At 64.9% G+C, this 15,539-nt stretch carries 18 protein-coding genes; 9 read left to right on the top strand and 9 right to left on the bottom strand.

Features of this window, described 5'->3' with window-relative positions:
* Positions 1-48: 48 nt before the first annotated feature.
* The 3 genes from FG486_RS07560 to FG486_RS07550 all read right to left on the bottom strand — a co-directional run bounded on the left by FG486_RS07560 (position 49) and on the right by FG486_RS07550 (position 1,544).
* The gene (locus FG486_RS07560; protein WP_066282774.1) at positions 49-516 is read right to left on the bottom strand and encodes a Dps family protein; all 468 of its coding nucleotides are present in this window, start codon (positions 514-516) and stop codon (positions 49-51) included.
* Between the two features lie 101 nt (positions 517-617).
* Entirely contained in the window at positions 618-1,181 is a 564-nt protein-coding gene (locus FG486_RS07555) for a TMEM165/GDT1 family protein (protein ID WP_066282780.1), read from the bottom strand.
* Positions 1,182-1,202: 21 nt separating this feature from the next.
* On the bottom strand, positions 1,203-1,544 hold the full coding sequence (locus FG486_RS07550; RefSeq protein WP_137860425.1) for a hypothetical protein: 342 nt from the start codon (positions 1,542-1,544) through the stop codon (positions 1,203-1,205).
* A gap of 269 nt (positions 1,545-1,813) precedes the next feature.
* Between FG486_RS07550 and rpmG the strand changes: the two genes are divergently transcribed.
* The 6 genes from rpmG to FG486_RS07520 all read left to right on the top strand — a co-directional run bounded on the left by rpmG (position 1,814) and on the right by FG486_RS07520 (position 6,251).
* Positions 1,814-1,981 (top strand): 50S ribosomal protein L33, encoded by a 168-nt coding sequence (gene rpmG / locus FG486_RS07545; protein ID WP_023839125.1) that lies wholly within the window; start codon positions 1,814-1,816, stop codon positions 1,979-1,981.
* Positions 1,982-2,083: 102 nt separating this feature from the next.
* Positions 2,084-2,737, top strand: coding sequence for a LolA family protein (locus FG486_RS07540; protein ID WP_181267108.1), 654 nt, complete (start codon positions 2,084-2,086; stop codon positions 2,735-2,737).
* Positions 2,738-3,340: 603 nt separating this feature from the next.
* Positions 3,341-4,147 (top strand): exodeoxyribonuclease III, encoded by an 807-nt coding sequence (locus FG486_RS07535; protein WP_181267107.1) that lies wholly within the window; start codon positions 3,341-3,343, stop codon positions 4,145-4,147.
* Positions 4,148-4,175: 28 nt separating this feature from the next.
* Positions 4,176-5,225, top strand: coding sequence for a GTP cyclohydrolase II (gene ribA, locus FG486_RS07530; protein ID WP_181267106.1), 1,050 nt, complete (start codon positions 4,176-4,178; stop codon positions 5,223-5,225).
* Positions 5,222-5,746, top strand: a complete 525-nt coding sequence (locus tag FG486_RS07525; protein WP_181267105.1) for a L,D-transpeptidase family protein — start codon at positions 5,222-5,224, stop codon at positions 5,744-5,746. The genes ribA and FG486_RS07525 overlap by 4 nt, the downstream gene beginning before the upstream one ends.
* Positions 5,747-5,942: 196 nt before the next feature.
* Positions 5,943-6,251, top strand: coding sequence for a hypothetical protein (locus tag FG486_RS07520; RefSeq protein WP_181267104.1), 309 nt, complete (start codon positions 5,943-5,945; stop codon positions 6,249-6,251).
* Positions 6,252-6,759: 508 nt separating this feature from the next.
* On the opposite strand, the gene FG486_RS07515 is transcribed toward FG486_RS07520, so the two are convergent.
* The 5 genes from FG486_RS07515 to FG486_RS07495 form a co-directional block, all read right to left on the bottom strand.
* Entirely contained in the window at positions 6,760-7,521 is a 762-nt protein-coding gene (locus FG486_RS07515) for a LytR/AlgR family response regulator transcription factor (RefSeq protein WP_241695656.1), read from the bottom strand.
* Positions 7,511-8,635 (bottom strand): sensor histidine kinase, encoded by a 1,125-nt coding sequence (locus FG486_RS07510; protein WP_181267103.1) that lies wholly within the window; start codon positions 8,633-8,635, stop codon positions 7,511-7,513. Before FG486_RS07510 ends, FG486_RS07515 begins: the two co-directional genes overlap by 11 nt.
* 90 nt (positions 8,636-8,725) lie before the next feature.
* Complete coding sequence (ggt, locus tag FG486_RS07505; protein ID WP_181267102.1) at positions 8,726-10,453, bottom strand: gamma-glutamyltransferase; 1,728 nt, start codon at positions 10,451-10,453, stop codon at positions 8,726-8,728.
* Between the two features lie 43 nt (positions 10,454-10,496).
* Positions 10,497-10,706, bottom strand: coding sequence for a DUF2061 domain-containing protein (locus FG486_RS07500; RefSeq protein ID WP_181267101.1), 210 nt, complete (start codon positions 10,704-10,706; stop codon positions 10,497-10,499).
* 292 nt (positions 10,707-10,998) lie between these two features.
* Positions 10,999-12,030: a quinone-dependent dihydroorotate dehydrogenase gene (locus FG486_RS07495; protein WP_181267100.1), complete on the bottom strand. Its 1,032-nt coding sequence runs from the start codon at positions 12,028-12,030 to the stop codon at positions 10,999-11,001.
* 117 nt (positions 12,031-12,147) lie between these two features.
* On the opposite strand from FG486_RS07495, the gene FG486_RS07490 reads away from it, so the two are divergent.
* The 3 genes from FG486_RS07490 (at position 12,148) to FG486_RS18275 (ending at position 15,088) form a co-directional block, all read left to right on the top strand.
* Positions 12,148-13,956, top strand: a complete 1,809-nt coding sequence (locus FG486_RS07490; protein ID WP_181267099.1) for a DUF885 domain-containing protein — start codon at positions 12,148-12,150, stop codon at positions 13,954-13,956.
* A gap of 299 nt (positions 13,957-14,255) precedes the next feature.
* Entirely contained in the window at positions 14,256-14,894 is a 639-nt protein-coding gene (locus FG486_RS07485) for a DUF6597 domain-containing transcriptional factor (protein WP_181267098.1), read from the top strand.
* A 59-nt stretch (positions 14,895-14,953) separates the two neighbouring features.
* Positions 14,954-15,088, top strand: coding sequence for a hypothetical protein (locus FG486_RS18275; RefSeq protein WP_277816974.1), 135 nt, complete (start codon positions 14,954-14,956; stop codon positions 15,086-15,088).
* Between the two features lie 22 nt (positions 15,089-15,110).
* Here FG486_RS18275 and FG486_RS07480 read toward each other — a convergent pair whose 3' ends face one another.
* On the bottom strand, positions 15,111-15,527 hold the full coding sequence (locus FG486_RS07480; protein ID WP_066279128.1) for an ATP-binding protein: 417 nt from the start codon (positions 15,525-15,527) through the stop codon (positions 15,111-15,113).
* Between the last annotated feature and the right edge of the window lie 12 nt (positions 15,528-15,539).

Here is a 15,539-nt window from a genome sequence, read left to right as displayed (position 1 = left end):
CCCCCCAGAATGAGGGGGTCCGGGGCCGTTGAGTAATCGTGCGGACGATTACTTGCCGAGCGTTTCGGTGAGAAACCAGGCACGTTCCTGCGCCTGATCGGTCCAGTCGTCGACGATTCCGTCAGTGGCATTGTCCCCGGCCTGTCCGGCGAGTTCCTTGACCTCGCGCAGCTTGGCGACAAAGGCGAGATTGTCGTCGCGCAGCTCCTTGAGCATCGCTTCGGCCGACACGCCCGACTTGTCATTGTCGGCAATCGAGCTGCGGCGCGCGATATCGCCGATCGAGGTCAGCGTGCGGAATCCGTTCTTGCGCACGCGCTCGGCAATCGCGTCGGTAATGGCGAGGATCTGCGTCGCCTGATCGTCGAGCAGCAGGTGATATTCGCGGAAATGCGGACCCGCGACATGCCAGTGGAAATTCTTGGTCTTGAGGTACAGCGCAAAGCCATCGGCCAGCAGGCCGTTCATCGCTTCGGCCAGTGCCTTGCCGGCATTGTCGCCCTTCTTGTTTCCCATGACGTGCTCCTGTTCTTGCTGCGGATGCGGCTAACATAGGTTGGTTTTGCGCGATTCCCATGGCGATTTGTCGGTTCGCGCCGATGCAGCGGGTGTTTGGCTCACACCAGCCCGAAGGCGCCGAGCGCGAGCGCAAGCCCGATGGCGGTGATGACTAGCCCGGCAGCGATCCGCGCCGGGCGGATGGGCCAGGCGGCAAGCCGCTCCTGCCAGATGATCGCGGGCATGAGTCCCAGCACCGTCCCTGCCCAGCCACCGATTAGCGGCCAGACCCAGTCATGGCTGCGCGCGGCGGTCGCCGCGACGATGAACTGCCCCTTGTCGCCGAACTGCAGGATAAACAGGCCGAGCATTCCGGTGAGCAGCGGCCCCGTACGCCATCCCGGCAGCGTATCGACCGGCCGCCGTGGAGCGAGCATGCCGAGCCCGGCAAAGAGCAGCGACAGCGCATAGAACAGCCGAAGCGCATCGAGGCTTATCCAGGTTCCGACCACGACGCCGCCCAGTGCGCCGATCAGCGCCATCAGCCCGCAGGCCAGCGCGACGCCGATCGTCAGCAGCACGGGCCGGGCAAAGCGCTGGCCCAGAGCGGCGCACAGCAGTTGCGCGCGGTCGCCCGTCTGAACGATCGCGGTCAGCAGCAATGTGGTGAGAAAGGCTTCCATCCCTGCCGACGTTAGCGCCAATCAGCGCACGCCGCGCACCGCAATCGAGGCCAGCATCGCCGCGCGCATCTCGCCATCGCCCGAATCGCAGGCGATCGCCTCGTCCATCGCATCGAGATAATGTGCGGCCATCGTCCGGCTCCAGCCTTGCGCAAGCAGATGCTCAAGGCCGTGCGCTAGATCGCTCACGCAAGGCAGCGCATTGACCTCTGCCATGTGCCGCATCTTGCCCAGCTCGCGCTGCAGTTCGGTGCGTGCGACGCGGCGGGCGAGCGCACGGATATGCCCGGCCTGCATGCGCAGTTGCTGGCGCGCGAGCTTCAGCCGGTCCTGCGCGGGGTCCGAAGGCGAAAACTGCTGCATGGCGATCCGCTCCTGCAAGGCACCGGCCTGCATTCGGCCGGTCTTGCACAAGGTTCGCACGCATCAGTTAATTTTCGGGTAAGCGCCTTTGCGTGCCCGCAACGGGTCCGCGATATGCGGCGCAGCTTGACAAGCCAGCGGCCATCCGGCATGGGCCGCCTTCGCGTTTGAAGGGCGGCCGCATGTGCCGCTCTTTGTGTTTGTGATTCTCAGCAGGCCCCGGCATCCGCCGTTTCCTGCATCCGATTTCTAACCCAAAGGAACAGGTCATGGCCAAGCCAGCCACTGTCAAGATCCGCCTGGTCAGCACCGAAGGCACCGGCTTCTTCTATGTCACCAAGAAGAATCCGCGCAACATCACCGAGAAGATGACCTTCCGCAAGTATGACCCCGTCGCGCGCAAGCACGTCGAGTTCAAGGAAGCCAAGATCAAGTGATCTTGTCGGTCCGTCCGCGATGAACCGGCGATTCAGCGCCGGTTCAATCGCAACGGACCAGGGGTTTCGGCGTATTTTCCGCTTTATGGAAGCCTAATCCCGATGCTGAAGACCTCTTTCAAACCGATTGCCGCCGTGCTGCTCGCCAGCGCGGCTTTTGGCATGCCTGCCGCCCTGCCCAGCGCCGCGATCGGCCAGACCGCCACCCAGGGCGACGAGCTTGCGCAGGTTTCGCGGCATCTCAAGGCGATGCAGTCGCTGCGCGCGAACTTCACCCAGACCGACCGCAGCGGTCAGACGCTCACCGGCACGCTGACCCTCAAGCAGCCGGGCAAGATCCGCTTCGAATATCAGAAGGACGCGCAGCTGCTGATCGTCAGCGACGGCCGCGCGCTCACCATGATCGACTATCAGGTCAAACAGGTCCAGCGCTGGCCGATTCGCAACTCGCCGCTCGGCGCGCTGCTCGATCCCAGCCGCGATCTCACCCGGTACGGCAAGGTGGTGCCGACGGGCGACCCCAATGTCGTCAGCGTCGAGGTGCGCGATCCCAAGCGCCCCGAATACGGCGTCATCACGCTGATCTTCACCCGCAGCGGCTCCGCGCCGGGCGGGCTGTCGCTGGTCGGCTGGGTCGCGCTCGATTCGCAGAACAAGCGGACGACCATCCGCCTCTCGGGCCAGCAGTACAATGTCGCCGTGGCAGACACCGCCTTCGCCTGGACCGACCCCCGCGCCAAGGGCCCGCGACGCTGATCGACCCGCAAGCTGAGCGCGTCGCCTCGCTGAACTAAGCACTCCTCCCCCTTGATGGGGGAAGGCAGCGAGACTTGGCGACAAAGGAGCCTAGTCGCAGCGGTGGGGGTGAGGGCGCGTCCGGACGCAGCCTTTGCGCCCGTTGACCCTATGGCTTCATCCCGCACCATCATCCCTAACCCACCCTACCCCATCAAGGGGGAGGGCTTTCGATCGTGCATCCTTTCTCGTCACCCCCGCGGAGGCGGGGGTCCCGCTTGTCTTTCACCAGCACAGCAAAAGCGGGATTCCCGCGTTCGCGGGAATGACGAAGGTCTTTGGAGAAAATCGCACTCGACCCCTGACGAACCGACGCGCGCCATCGACGAACTGCGAAAGATTCTCAAATCCGTTCACATGGGAGAAAGCCTTCTCCCGTTAGAACGGTTTTCGAAGACGGCGACGAGGTTTCCCCCTGTTACCTGGTCGAACCACCGGCTTCACCCAAGCGTGACGAACGCAACAAAGAACCCTCGTTCCAATGCCCCCGGGACGAGGGTTTTTTGCGGCCTGCCTAACGTTTAGGGCTTGGGTTAGAAGGAATCGCTGGCTAGAGCCTTGCCCATGGCTGCCCCTCTCAAAATCGCTTCGTGGAACATCAACTCGGTCCGTTTCCGGCTCGCCTCGGTGCAGCGGTTCCTGGCCGAAGAGCAGCCCGACATCCTGTGCCTTCAGGAAACCAAGGTCATCAACAACGACTTTCCCGAAGGCCCCTTCCGCCAGCTCGGGTATAATTTCCAGAAGCTTCACGGCCAGCCGATGCACCATGGCGTAGCGATCATCAGCAAGATGCGGCTCAGCGACGACAACCGGCTCGACTGGCAGGCCAATGGCGAGGCGCGGCATATCGGGGTGAGCATCACCGGGCCCCTGGGCGGCACGGTGCGGCTGGAAAATGTCTATGTGCCCGCCGGCGGCGAGATTCCCGACCGCGATCTCAACCCCAAATTCGGCCAGAAGCTCGATTTCCTCGAACGCATGACGCAATGGTCGCGCGGGCTCGACGGGCGCACGATCATCCTGGGCGATTTCAACATCGCTCCGCTCGAATCGGACGTGTGGAGCCACAAGCAGCTGATCAACACCGTCAGCCATACCGCGATCGAGATCGAGCGGCTGAAGGCGCTGCAGGATGCGCACAATTGGGTCGATATCGGCCGGAAGTTCTATCCCGCACCCGAGCGGCTCTACACCTGGTGGAGCTATCGCGCGCGCGACTGGTCGGTCTCGGACAAGGGCCGCCGGCTCGACCATATCTGGGTGTCGCCCGATCTGGTCGAGGCGGTGAAGAGCCACCGCGTGGTCGAGCCGTGCCGCGGCTGGGCGCAGCCTTCGGACCATGCCCCACTGATCAGCGAGTTCCTGTTCTGATGCCAGGCGCTTCGGGGGGACAGGCGCGATGAACGCGCGTGCTGCGGCCCGGGCGCTCGATGCGCTGGCCCGGGGCTGGGATATCATCGTCGAGAGCGAAACCGGCAGGCTCGCGCTGCGCCCGGTCGAAACCGGTGGCGCGCCGCTGGGCACGGGCCGCAAGCTGCTGATCTCCGCCGCGCGCGCGATCACGCTCAAGCTCGCCAACCAGAAAGAGGCCGCGCGCCCCGATGCGCCGGTGCTGATCGCGGTGCCCGGCGCGCTCGACAGCGCCCGCGCGATCGCGATTGCCGATCCCTCGCTCGATCTTGCGCAGCCGATGAAGGGGCCGTTTGCAGCCCAGCCCCTGCCCGCACCGCAAGCCGCCGAAGCCGCGATGCAGCTCGCGCGGCTCGCGGGATTGCTGCCCGCCTATCACTTGCTGGACGATGGCGAGGTCGATTTCGACGCGCCTGTCGTCACCCCCGCCGATGTCGCCGCCTATGCCGACCCGGCGCAGCTGCGCATCGCCGCGCGCGCGCGGCTGCCGGTGAGCGCCAGCGAAAGCGCCGAGATCGTCGCCTTCCGCTCCGACGCCGATTTCCACGAGCATGTCGCGCTGATCGTCGGCACGCCCGATGACAGCATCCCGGTCGTGCGGCTGCACAGCGAGTGCCTGACCGGCGACGTGTTCGGCAGCCTCAAATGCGATTGCGGGCCGCAGCTCAACGGCGCGCTGCATGCGATGGCGCACGCGCGCTGGGGCATCCTGCTCTATCTGCGCCAGGAAGGGCGCGGCATCGGGCTGATCAACAAGCTGCGCGCCTATCAGCTGCAGGACCAGGGGCATGACACGGTCGATGCCAACAACCGGCTGGGCTTCCCCACCGATGCGCGCGATTTCGCGGTGGCGGCTGAGATGCTGAAGGCGCTGCGCGTGCCCGCCATCCGGCTGATGACCAACAATCCCGAAAAGCAGGCGGTGCTCGCCAGCCTGGGCGTCGAGATTGCCGAGCGGCTGCCGCTGCAGATCGAGGCCAATCCGCACAATGCGCGCTATCTGGTCACCAAGCGCGACCGCACCGGCCACCAGCTGTGAACGACACCGTCCGCGTCGATACGGCAGCGCTGACCGTCAGCTTAAGCGACTGGACCGTGCCGTGCACCATCGGCCGCAGCGGCGCCTGCTCCGCCGACGCCAAGCGCGAGGGCGATGGCTGCACACCCAAGGGCAGCTGGCCGATCCGCGCCGCGCTGTTCCGCCCCGGCCGCAGCGCCCCTCCGCCGGGCTTCGCGCTGCCCTGGCGCTGGACGCATGCTGCGGACGGCTGGTCCGACGACCCCGCCGACCCGGCGTACAACCGCCCCGTCCGCCTGCCGCACCCGTTCAGCACCGAAACCCTCCAGCGCGAGGACATGCTCTACGACGTGGTGCTGGTGCTCGGCCATAACGACGCGCCCCCGGTGCCCGGCGAGGGCAGCGCGATCTTCTTCCATTTGTGGAACGAGGCCAAGCCGGCGGCGGAGCGCAGCACCGAAGGGTGCGTGGCGATCGCGCGGGCGGATATGCAGGCGCTGCTGCCGATGCTCCGGCCGGGGATGGTGCTGGAGATCGGGTGAGCGGGGCCGGGCGGGGTTTCGAGTTTCCGCTTTTAATGGGTTTTCCGTAGGCAGCTGATGACGGCATTGGGTGGATTTGTACCGGGAAGCTGTTTAGCTTGCCGCTATGCGAACCCACTTAGAATTCCGATCAGATGATCTCTTTGATGCTCAAATCAGCTCTGACTTGCCACAAGGTAAAAAGGTTGCAGACCTGTTGAAATCCATGCTGCCCAGTGTCGGATTTGAGGTCGAAGACCTAATTTTGGAGGACTGGGGATGGTCGGTCAGATTGCGTCACGATCCATTCCCGCTCTGGATCGGCTGTGGTTCGTATCCGGAATATGAGGACGGCTTCTTGTGCTTTATCGAGCCATCAAAGCCGTATGTACGGAAGTGGCTCAAGCGCATACCGACGCAGCAAGCTGTTGAGCGACTTGGGGATGCCGTCGAGCGTATCCTGCGAGGCAGCAAAGGCGTTCGCGGCTTGCGCTGGTGGACTGAAGCAGAGGTACAGCAAAGGTAATCATCTGCTTCGGGGTCTTTTTTGCACAGTAGTTTTCGTCCATCTCTGCTCCTTAGCTGCCACTCCTCCGCTCAGCCTGAGCTTGTCGAAGGCCCCGCTATACGGCCGGCGTGGGCGCGGGTCCTTCGACGACGCGGGCTGAAGCCCGCTGCTCAGGATGAGCGGAGTTGGCGAATGGGTGCTTTGGCGAGACGAATCGAAGGCCGGACACCCACGGTAAGACCAAGCGCGTTCCCCTCCCTGCAAGGGAGGGGTTAGGGGTGGGTTTGGGCGGTGCTCGCCGGGGCTGTTCAGACCATGAGGCGTGGCTGACCCACCCCCTGCCCCTCCCTTTCAGGGAGGGGAGTTTTGTGCGGGGGGTGAGTTGGTGCAGCCGGATAGCCCTCTCCCCTTTAGGGGCGAGGGTTGGGAGGGGGAATGCGCCTCGCCACGCCCCTCTCAGCTACGGCTAGCCAGCGAGCTGCCAAGCCTTCGCATCTCTCCCCCAGGGGGGAGAGAGCCAGTCACCCTAGCGCCCCGCCATTTCCTTCACCCGGGCCAGATACGTCCGCCCCACCCTCAGCTCGCTGCCATCGGCGAGACACGCGAACCACACGCCGCCGCCATTGTGGCGGAGCGACGTGATATAATCGTTGCGCACGATGTGCGAGCGGTGGAGGCGGACGAAGCGCGCCGGGTCGAGCCGTTCCTCGAGCGTCTTGATCGTCTCGTGCATCAGATAGCTGCGCGTGCCGACATGCAGCCGCATGTAATCGCGCTCGGCATCGATCCGCTCGATCAGGTCCGCGTCGATACGCTTGAGTTCGCTACGGTGCGGCACCCAGAATTCGCGCACCCAGTCGCCCTGCGCGGGCGGAGTAGCGGGCGGGTTGGCGAGCACCGCGCTGCGCCGTTCGAGCACGCGCGCGACCGCGCGTTCAAGCCGGTCGGTGGCGACGGGCTTGAGCAGATAGTCGATCGCGGCGAGGTCGAACGCCTCGACCGCGAACGCCTGATAGGCGGTGACGAAGATGATCGCGGGCGACTGCCCGGTCTTGCCCAGCGCGCGCGCGACGCCCATGCCGTCGAGCCGCGGCATGTTGATGTCGAGAAACACCAGCTCGGGCTTGAGCTGTTCGGCAAGCCGCAGCGCGGATTCCCCATCGCTCGCAGTGCCGACCAGGCTGATCCGCGGCAGCCGCGCGCACAGCAGCTGCAACCGTTCGACCGCGAGCGGCTCGTCGTCGACGATCATCGTGCGCAGCGGGGCGGCGTCGCTCTCAACAGTCATCGCGCACCGCCGGCAAGGTCAATTCCACCACAAAGCCTCCTTCAAACGGGACATGCCATTCGATCCGTGCCGAGCTGCCATAGCGCGCGTCGAGCCGGTCGCGGACATTGGCGAGCCCGATGCCGCTGCCCTTGTCCGAATCGGTCGGGATGACATCGCCATCGTCGCTGACCGTCAGGTGCAGCACGCCATCGACCTCGCGTGCGCCGATGCGGATGGTGACCGGACGGGTGGCGCGGGCGACGCCGTATTTGATCGCGTTCTCGACCAAAGGCTGCAGGATCAGCCCCGGCACGCAGCAGTCCATCAGTTCACCCGGAATATCGATCTCGATCCGCAGGCGATCAGGAAAGCGCACCTCCTCGATCGCGAGATAGAGCTGCTGCAGCTGAACCTCGTCCTCCAGCCGCACGTCGTCGAGCGGATCGCCGGTCAGGCTGGTGCGATAGAAGGTCGAGAGGTTCATGATCATCGATTCGGCCTCGTCGGGCCGGTTGCGCAGCACCAGAGTCGAGAGCGAATTGAGCGTGTTGAACAGGAAGTGCGGATTGACCTGATAGCGCAGGGACCGCAGCTCCGCCTGCTGCGCCGCCTGAGCGAAACGCGCCGCCTTGCGCTCGGCTGTGCGCACCTCGGCGGCATAGCTCAAGGCGAGATAGAGCATCGCCCAGGAGCTCAGGAAATAATAGCTGGAAATGGCGAATTCGAGCACGTTGGCGACCGGATCGAGCGTGACGATCTTCTCGGCCAGCTCATTGTCCTGGAACACGCTCATCGGATCATAGACGTTGAACGCGAAATAGTTGAACACCGAGATGGCGAGCGCCGCCGGGATTGATCCGACCACCGCGGCGATGATGCGCGGGGTGAGCGGCTTGTCCTCGAACCAGCGCAGGCCGAAATACAGCACCACATTCACGAGCACGCCGAACAAGGTGACCGCAATGCGGCGCACTACCAGTTCCTGCTGCGCGGGGAAATCGAGCACCGCCGCGCGCAGCGTGACGATGATCATGTAGAACAGCCAGAAGCCCAGGATCGAGAGCAGGGCGACCTGCTGATCGACACGGGGGCGGGCCGGGCGGGTTATGGCGCGGGGAACAGGAAGTTTCATCACACGCAGTCTTAACCTGCGATGACCCGCCTGTCTGCCCCGCGGCCTTGTGCTGGTCGAAGCCCGCGCCGCCTTGGTCGAAAGCGCGCCTTACTCGGCGAGCGCGACGCCCGGGCTGCGCGGATCGGCATAGCCGGTCCAGCCCTTGCCGGTGAACTCAGCGGCATTGAGCTTCGATCCGAGCTCGTCGACCACGACGGGCTGGCCGAACGCGGCGAGCGCCTCGTTCATGCCGCCCAAGGGCGTCTTGCCCTCGACGATCAGCGAACCGTTGCCGAAATAGATATTGGGCAGCGCCAGCGCCTCACCGGCGGGCAGCTTGAAATCGATCACCCCGATCAATGCCTTGGTAACGTGCATGATGATGCGCTTGCCGCCAGCCGAGCCGACCGCGAGCACCGGGCGATCCTGAGCGTCATAGACGATATGCGGCGACATCGAGGACAGCGGGCGCTTGCCCGGCTGCACCCGGTTGGCAACCTTCTTGCCGTTCTTCTCGGGCGCGAAGGTGAAATCGGTCAGCTCGTTGTTGAGGAAATAGCCGTTGGCGATCAGCTGGCTGCCGAACGGGCCTTCGACCGTCGAGGTCATGCTGACGATATTGCCCGCACCATCGACCGCGACAAAATGCGTGGTGCCCGCGACTTCGCTCGACAATGCGGCGGTGCGCGGCTCAGAGCCCGGCGGGGTGCCCGCCTCATATGTGTTCAGTGCCTTGTCGGGATCGATCAGCGCCGCGCGCGATTTCACATAGGCCGGGTCGAGCAGGCCGTTGACCGGGACCGAGACGAAGTCCGCATCGCCCAGATAGCTTTCGCGGTCGGCATAGGCGAGCTGCATCGCCTCGCCGATCAGGTGCCAGGTCTTCGCATCGTTCGGCCCCAGCGCGCCGATATCGTGCGGCTCGAGCATGCCCAGGATCTGCTGCACCGTGGTCGCGCCAGACGAGGGCGGGCCCATGCCGCAGACCTTGTAGCCGCGATAGCGCGAGCAGACCGGCGGGCGCTCCTTCGCCTTGTAGGCGGCAAGGTCGGCCATGGTCATGGGTACGGGATTGACGCTGGCCTTGCTCACCGCGTCGGCCAGCGCCTGGCCGTGCTTGCCGGTGTAGAAGGCATCGGGACCGTTCGTCGCCACCGCGCGCAGCAGCTCAGCGAGCGCCGGGTTGGTGACGCGGTCGCCGACCTTCTTGGGACCGGTCGCGTTCCAGTAGATCGCGCGCGCATCGGGGAAGCGCGCCCAGATCGGCGCGAGCCGGGCGAGAGCCCGGGCCAGCGCATCGTTGACGACAAAGCCCTCTTCCGCCAGCCGGATCGCCGGGCCAAACAGATCGGCCCATGGCAGCTTGCCCCATTTCTGGTGCGCCATCGCCATCAGCCGGATATTGCCCGGCACGCCGACGCTGCGCCCACCCTGAAACGCCTCGATGAACGGCAGCGGCTTGCCATCCGCGCCGAGCAGCAGCTTCTCGCTCGCCGAGGCCGGGGCCATCTCGCGCCCGTCGATGGTCGCAAGCGTGCCCGTTGCCGCATCATGGTGGAGCAGCAGCCCGCCGCCGCCGATCCCGGAGCTTTGCGGCTCGACCACGGTCAGCGCGAGCATCATCGCCATGGCCGCATCGGCAGCAGACCCGCCCTTGCGCAGAATCTCCTGCCCGGCAGCGGTCGCGCGCGGATCGGCCGAGGAGACCACCCCCTTGCCCAGCGGCGCGGTGGCGGAGGTCTCGGCCGGCGGCGCGCTCTGCGCGTTGCAGGCGATCGAGAGCGAAGACAAAGCCAGCGCGGCGGCGGCAACGAAGGTGCGGGGGATGAAGCTCATGCCAAGCGTTATACCGCCATGGTGCGATGCGGCAAGCACCGCATCAGGCAGCCAAGACCTCCCTCGGTCGCGGGGATCCCCCACGCGCCCAGAGCTTCTCGTGGAAGAAGAACGCGACCGCGTTGATCATCGGTTCGATGATCGCGAGGCCGCTGGCGATCTCGATCGACCCGGTGAACGCATAGGCGACCGAAAAGCCCACGGTGAGGTGCACCGCGAGATAGCTGAGAGTCTTGGCAAGATCGCGGGGCATGGCGAAACTCCTGTCGAGTGTACATGAGTATTGATAATCATTTGCAATTTAGACTGCCAATGATGGTTTTGCACGATGTTGATCGAGCGGGCCGATCAATCTCGGCAGGTTCGCTGGGTTTCACGCGAAGACGCGAAGGCGCGAAGGCGCGAAGGATCATCGTTTTCCGGCGAAAGCCGGAATCCAGAAGGCACGCTTTCGTCCATCCACTCTTGGGCTCCGGCTTTCGCCGGAGAACGGAATGCTCAGAACGTCTTCGCGGCTTCGCGTCTTCGCGTGATCCCTAAAACCTTCAGCCGGTCCCGACCGCCTCGGCCAGCGACGCAAAGCCATCGCGCTGGAGCAACGCCTTCAGCCCGCGGTTGATCCGCGCGGCCAGGCCCGGCCCCTCATAGACCAGCGCCGAGTAGAGCTGCACCAGCGAGGCTCCGGCCCGAATGCGGGCATAGGCGTCCTCGGCGCTGGCAATGCCGCCGACGCCGATCAGCGGGATCGCGCCGCCGCTGGCTTGCCGGAAATCCTTGAGCCGCTGCTGCGCCAAGTCGCGCAACGGCGCGCCCGAAAGCCCGCCCGCCTCGCCTGCATGCCGCGAGCGCAGGGCGGGGCGCGAGATCGTGGTGTTCGACACGATCAGCGCATCAAGCCGCTTGTCGATCGCGATGCGGGTGATGTCGTCGATATCCGCCGCTTCCAGATCGGGCGCGAGCTTGAGGAAGACCGGACAGCCGTGCGAGCCCCGCGCCTCGATCACCGCATCGAGCAGGGCGGAAAGGGCAGCGGCGTCCTGCAGCGCGCGCAGGCCCGGCGTGTTGGGCGAGGAAATGTTCACCGTGAGATAGCGCGCGAGCGGCGCCATGGTCCGCGTCATCACCGCATAATCGGCGATGCGATCGGCCGATTCCTTGTTCGCGCCGATATTGACGCCGATGATCCCCTTGCGCCCCTGCCCGGCCTTGAGCCGCGCGACCACGGCCTCCGCGCCGTCATTGTTGAACCCCATGCGGTTGATCACCGCCTTGTCCTCGGCAAGACGGAACAGCCTGGGCCGCGGATTGCCCGCCTGGGGCAGCGGCGTCACCGTGCCGATCTCGACAAAGCCGAAGCCGAAGCCGAACATCGCGTGCGGTGCCTCGGCATTCTTGTCGAAGCCGGGTGCGAGCCCCACCGGTGTCGGAAAATCGAGCCCGGCCACGCGCATCGCCAGCACCGGGTCGGGCCGGGGCGGCGAAGAGGCGGGCATCAGGCGAAGGCCCGCGATGGTCAGCCGATGGGCATCCTCGCCATCGAGCAGGAAAAGGGCGGGCCGGGCGAGCGAGAACAGCATGCCGCCCTATGGCTTTGCGACGGGCCGATGGTCAAGCGGCGGCGAGACGGTTTACGCATGCGGTAACTCCCGATAGCTTCGCCATTAACCCTTCACGAAATAACGGAAAGTCGCTTCATGACCCTGCGCCCGATCGCCCTTGCCCTTTTTCTCGCGGCCAGTCCGCTTGCCTTGACCGTCTCCGCAAGCGCCCAGAGCGCGCCTGCCGAGGCCGCTGCGCAGAACGCCGAACTCAAGGCGTTCTTCGACCAGGTCGATGCCGAGAATCTCGCCGCCGCGCCGCAGGGCAAGGCCTATCGCGGCATTCGCGACGGTGATTACGGCAAGTGGAACGACCCCTCGGATGCCGCCGAGGCCGCGGCATTCGCGCGCGGCCAGAAGGCGCTGGCGACGATGAAGGCGCGGTTCGACCCGGCAAAGCTCTCGCCCGAAGACCGGCTGAGCTATCGCCTGTTCGAATATCAGGCCGAGCGTGCGGCGCGCGCGCACCCGTATCGCAAGAACGACTATATCTTCGACCAGATGAACGGCGCGCAGAGCCAGATGCCCGCGTTCCTGATCAACATCCACAGCGTCAAGACCAGGGCCGATGCCGAGGCCTATGTCCAGCGGCTGCAGGGCATGGGCCCGCAGATGGATGCGCTGGTCGCCGAAGCCAGGCAACGCTCGGAAGCGGGCGTGATGCCGCCGAAATGGGTCTACCCTTTCGTCCTCGACGATGCGCGCAACGTCATCAAGGGCGCGCCGTTCGACAACGGTGCCCCCTCGACGCTGCTTGCCGACCTGACCAAGAAGGTCGAGGCGCTGGCCATCGCCGCGCCCGAAAAGGCGGCGCTGATCGAGGCGGGGCGACAGGCGCTGACCACAAGCGTCAAGCCGGCCTATGAGCGACTGATCGCCGAAATGGAACGGCAGCAGGCGATTGCACCGACCGACGACGGCATCTGGCGGCTCAAGGACGGCGCGGCCTATTACGCCCAGCTGCTCGCCAATTACACCACCACCGACCTTTCTGCCGACCAGATCCACCAGATCGGGCTCGACAATGTTGCGCGCATTCACGGGGAAATGCGCGAGATCATGAAGAAGGTCGGGTTCAAGGGCAGCCTGCAGGAGTTCTTCGCCTTTGTCCGCACCGACGACCGCTTCTATTTCAAGACGCGCGAGGACTATCTCGCCACGGTCGATACCAAGCTGAAGGCGATGCAGGCGAAACTGCCAGACTATTTCGCGACGCTGCCCAAGGCCCCGCTGACGGTGAAGGCGGTCGAGGCATTCCGTGAGAAATCGGCAGGCAAGGCCTTCTACCAAAGCCCCGCGCCCGATGGCTCGCGCCCCGGCACCTATTATGTGAACCTCTACAATCTCAAGGACATGGCCTCGACCGAGCTCGAGGCGCTGGCCTATCACGAGGGGCTGCCCGGGCATCACCTGCAGCGCGCCGTGCAGACGGAACTCGGCGACTTGCCGCCCTTCCGGCGCTTTGGCGGGGTCACCGCCTATACCGAGGGCTGGGGGCTCTATTCGGAAGAGCTGGGCAAGGACATGGGCTTTTACGAAGATCCCTATTCGGACTTCGGACGACTGGGCATGGAATTGTGGCGCGCCTGCCGCCTGGTGGTCGATACCGGCATTCACCACAAGCGCTGGAGCCGCGAACAGGCGATCCAGTATCTCACCGACAACACCCCCAATCCGCCGGGCGACATCTCCAAGGCGATCGAGCGCTATGTCGTCTATCCCGGCCAGGCGACCGCGTACATGATCGGCAAGCTCAAGATCATGGAGCTTCGCGACAAGGCGCAAAAGCAGCTGGGACCGAAGTTCAGTTTCGCGCGGTTCCACGATGCCGTTCTGCGGAGCGGACCGGTGCCGCTGACGGTGCTCGAGGAGCGGATCGACGCCTGGATCCAGGCGGGCGGCTGAAAACCCCGGTTTTGCGGCGTTTCAGGGCAGGCGCCCGATTTTGCACGATTTTTCAGAATGTCGAATCTGTCCAATCGCCCTGACTCGCTTGCGATTATATACCGCCTTGCGACCCGAAGGGCTCAAGGCGGAGACGCCGAGAGTTCTTTTCCTAACAGGCGACCCTGATTTTTTCGGGGTCGCCTTTTTTTTGGTCCGATTTGGAGCTATACCCTCGCCCGGGTCGACAGAAAGATAAATCCGGCGAGAGGAGGACGGCGCAAACGCCGCGCCTGTCGTACGGCCGATTGGGGTCGCCAATGCCACATCTTGAATATGCGCTGCCCAGCGAACCGCTGAGAGAGTTCGTCTCCGTCTATTATCGCCTCACCTGCCCCGAACCCCTGGTGGTGGACGGGGAGCGCGCGGCGATTGCTCAGCTGCGCATGGCGACCGGCGGACGCGTGACGCTGCACATGCCCGACGGCAGTTCGACCGTGTGCACCGGGGCCGTGCTGGTCGGACCAACCACCGCAGCGGTGCGATTCGAGATCGAGGGGCCGTTCCACATGTTCGGCATGGGCATTACCGCCGCCGGATGGGGCGCCTTCACCCATGCCAACGCTGCCGATTTCGTCGACAAGGTGGTGCCTGCAGCCACCGTGTTCCCACGAATCGAAGAGCGCATGGCATTGCTGCGCACTCTCGATACCCTGCCGCAGATGACGGCTGCCGCTGATGAGATCATCCAGGGCTTTGTCGATCAGGTCTCGCCTGAGATGGTCGAATTCACCCGCATGGTCGATGCCTGGCTCGCCTCCAGCGTATCGCCGATGGTCACCGACCTGCACGCCCAGAGCGATCTTTCCGAACGTCAGCTGACCCGCCGGGTGAAACAGCTTTACGGGATGCCGCCCAAATATCTGTCGCGCAAATATCGCGCGCCGCGCGTTCGCTGATCGATGCCGAGCCCGACGAGGCAGACTATCTGCGCGACGCGTTCTACGACCAGTCGCACATGATCCGCGAGCTCAAGCTGTTTGCGGGCACGACACCGACCCGGCTGCGCACCGGCGAGGGCGAGATGGCGCGGCTGATCGACCAGCGCAGCCAGCTCAAGGGCGCGATCAACCCGCTGGTGGCAGAGACCTGAACGCCGCCTGTCGCGCCGACGCTCAGCCGAGCAGCACGAGTTCGAGCAGATTGAAGCCGTCCTCGCGCCGGTAATCGGCAATCTCTGCCCACGCGCGGATCATCGCGAGCCCGGCTCCGCCACCGCGCTCCGCGTTCGGCGCGTCGAACTCGTCAGCTTCGCGCGGGTCAAACGGACGGCCATTGTCGGCCAGGATGATGCAGATTCCCGCCGGGTCAGGATAGAGCTCCAGCCAGCCGGACAACGCGCCTTCCACCGCGCCATGCTCGTAAACATTCGTAACAGCTTCTTCGACCAGAACGGCAAGCTTTGCGCTGAGCATGGGGGACAGGCTATGTTCTTCGGCAAAAGCCTGCGCCTGCGCGACCGCGCGATGTATCGATTCGGGACCATTGCCGTCCAGATCGCAGCGATACGGATTGAAATTGCGCGACGTCATGGCGCAGTTTAT

The organism is Blastomonas ursincola, from assembly GCF_013607875.1.
Lineage (GTDB): Bacteria > Pseudomonadota > Alphaproteobacteria > Sphingomonadales > Sphingomonadaceae > Blastomonas > Blastomonas ursincola.
Note: the sequence above shows the minus strand (reverse complement) of the source record. Positions and strands in the feature narration are given on the sequence as shown.

Excerpts from the sequence above, each read along its gene's own strand:
- FG486_RS07560 (WP_066282774.1), bottom strand. The coding sequence starts at position 516 with ATGGGAAACAAGAAGGGCGACAATGCCGGCAAGGCACTGGCCGAAGCG.
- FG486_RS07555 (WP_066282780.1), bottom strand. The coding sequence starts at position 1,181 with ATGGAAGCCTTTCTCACCACATTGCTGCTGACCGCGATCGTTCAGACG.
- FG486_RS07550 (WP_137860425.1), bottom strand. The coding sequence starts at position 1,544 with ATGCAGCAGTTTTCGCCTTCGGACCCCGCGCAGGACCGGCTGAAGCTC.
- rpmG (WP_023839125.1), top strand. The coding sequence starts at position 1,814 with ATGGCCAAGCCAGCCACTGTCAAGATCCGCCTGGTCAGCACCGAAGGC.
- FG486_RS07540 (WP_181267108.1), top strand. The coding sequence starts at position 2,084 with ATGCTGAAGACCTCTTTCAAACCGATTGCCGCCGTGCTGCTCGCCAGC.
- FG486_RS07535 (WP_181267107.1), top strand. The coding sequence starts at position 3,341 with ATGGCTGCCCCTCTCAAAATCGCTTCGTGGAACATCAACTCGGTCCGT.
- ribA (WP_181267106.1), top strand. The coding sequence starts at position 4,176 with ATGAACGCGCGTGCTGCGGCCCGGGCGCTCGATGCGCTGGCCCGGGGC.
- FG486_RS07515 (WP_241695656.1), bottom strand. The coding sequence starts at position 7,521 with ATGACTGTTGAGAGCGACGCCGCCCCGCTGCGCACGATGATCGTCGAC.
- FG486_RS07510 (WP_181267103.1), bottom strand. The coding sequence starts at position 8,635 with ATGAAACTTCCTGTTCCCCGCGCCATAACCCGCCCGGCCCGCCCCCGT.
- ggt (WP_181267102.1), bottom strand. The coding sequence starts at position 10,453 with ATGAGCTTCATCCCCCGCACCTTCGTTGCCGCCGCCGCGCTGGCTTTG.
- FG486_RS07500 (WP_181267101.1), bottom strand. The coding sequence starts at position 10,706 with ATGCCCCGCGATCTTGCCAAGACTCTCAGCTATCTCGCGGTGCACCTC.
- FG486_RS07495 (WP_181267100.1), bottom strand. The coding sequence starts at position 12,030 with ATGCTGTTCTCGCTCGCCCGGCCCGCCCTTTTCCTGCTCGATGGCGAG.
- FG486_RS07490 (WP_181267099.1), top strand. The coding sequence starts at position 12,148 with ATGACCCTGCGCCCGATCGCCCTTGCCCTTTTTCTCGCGGCCAGTCCG.
- FG486_RS07485 (WP_181267098.1), top strand. The coding sequence starts at position 14,256 with ATGCCACATCTTGAATATGCGCTGCCCAGCGAACCGCTGAGAGAGTTC.
- FG486_RS18275 (WP_277816974.1), top strand. The coding sequence starts at position 14,954 with ATGATCCGCGAGCTCAAGCTGTTTGCGGGCACGACACCGACCCGGCTG.
- FG486_RS07480 (WP_066279128.1), bottom strand. The coding sequence starts at position 15,527 with ATGACGTCGCGCAATTTCAATCCGTATCGCTGCGATCTGGACGGCAAT.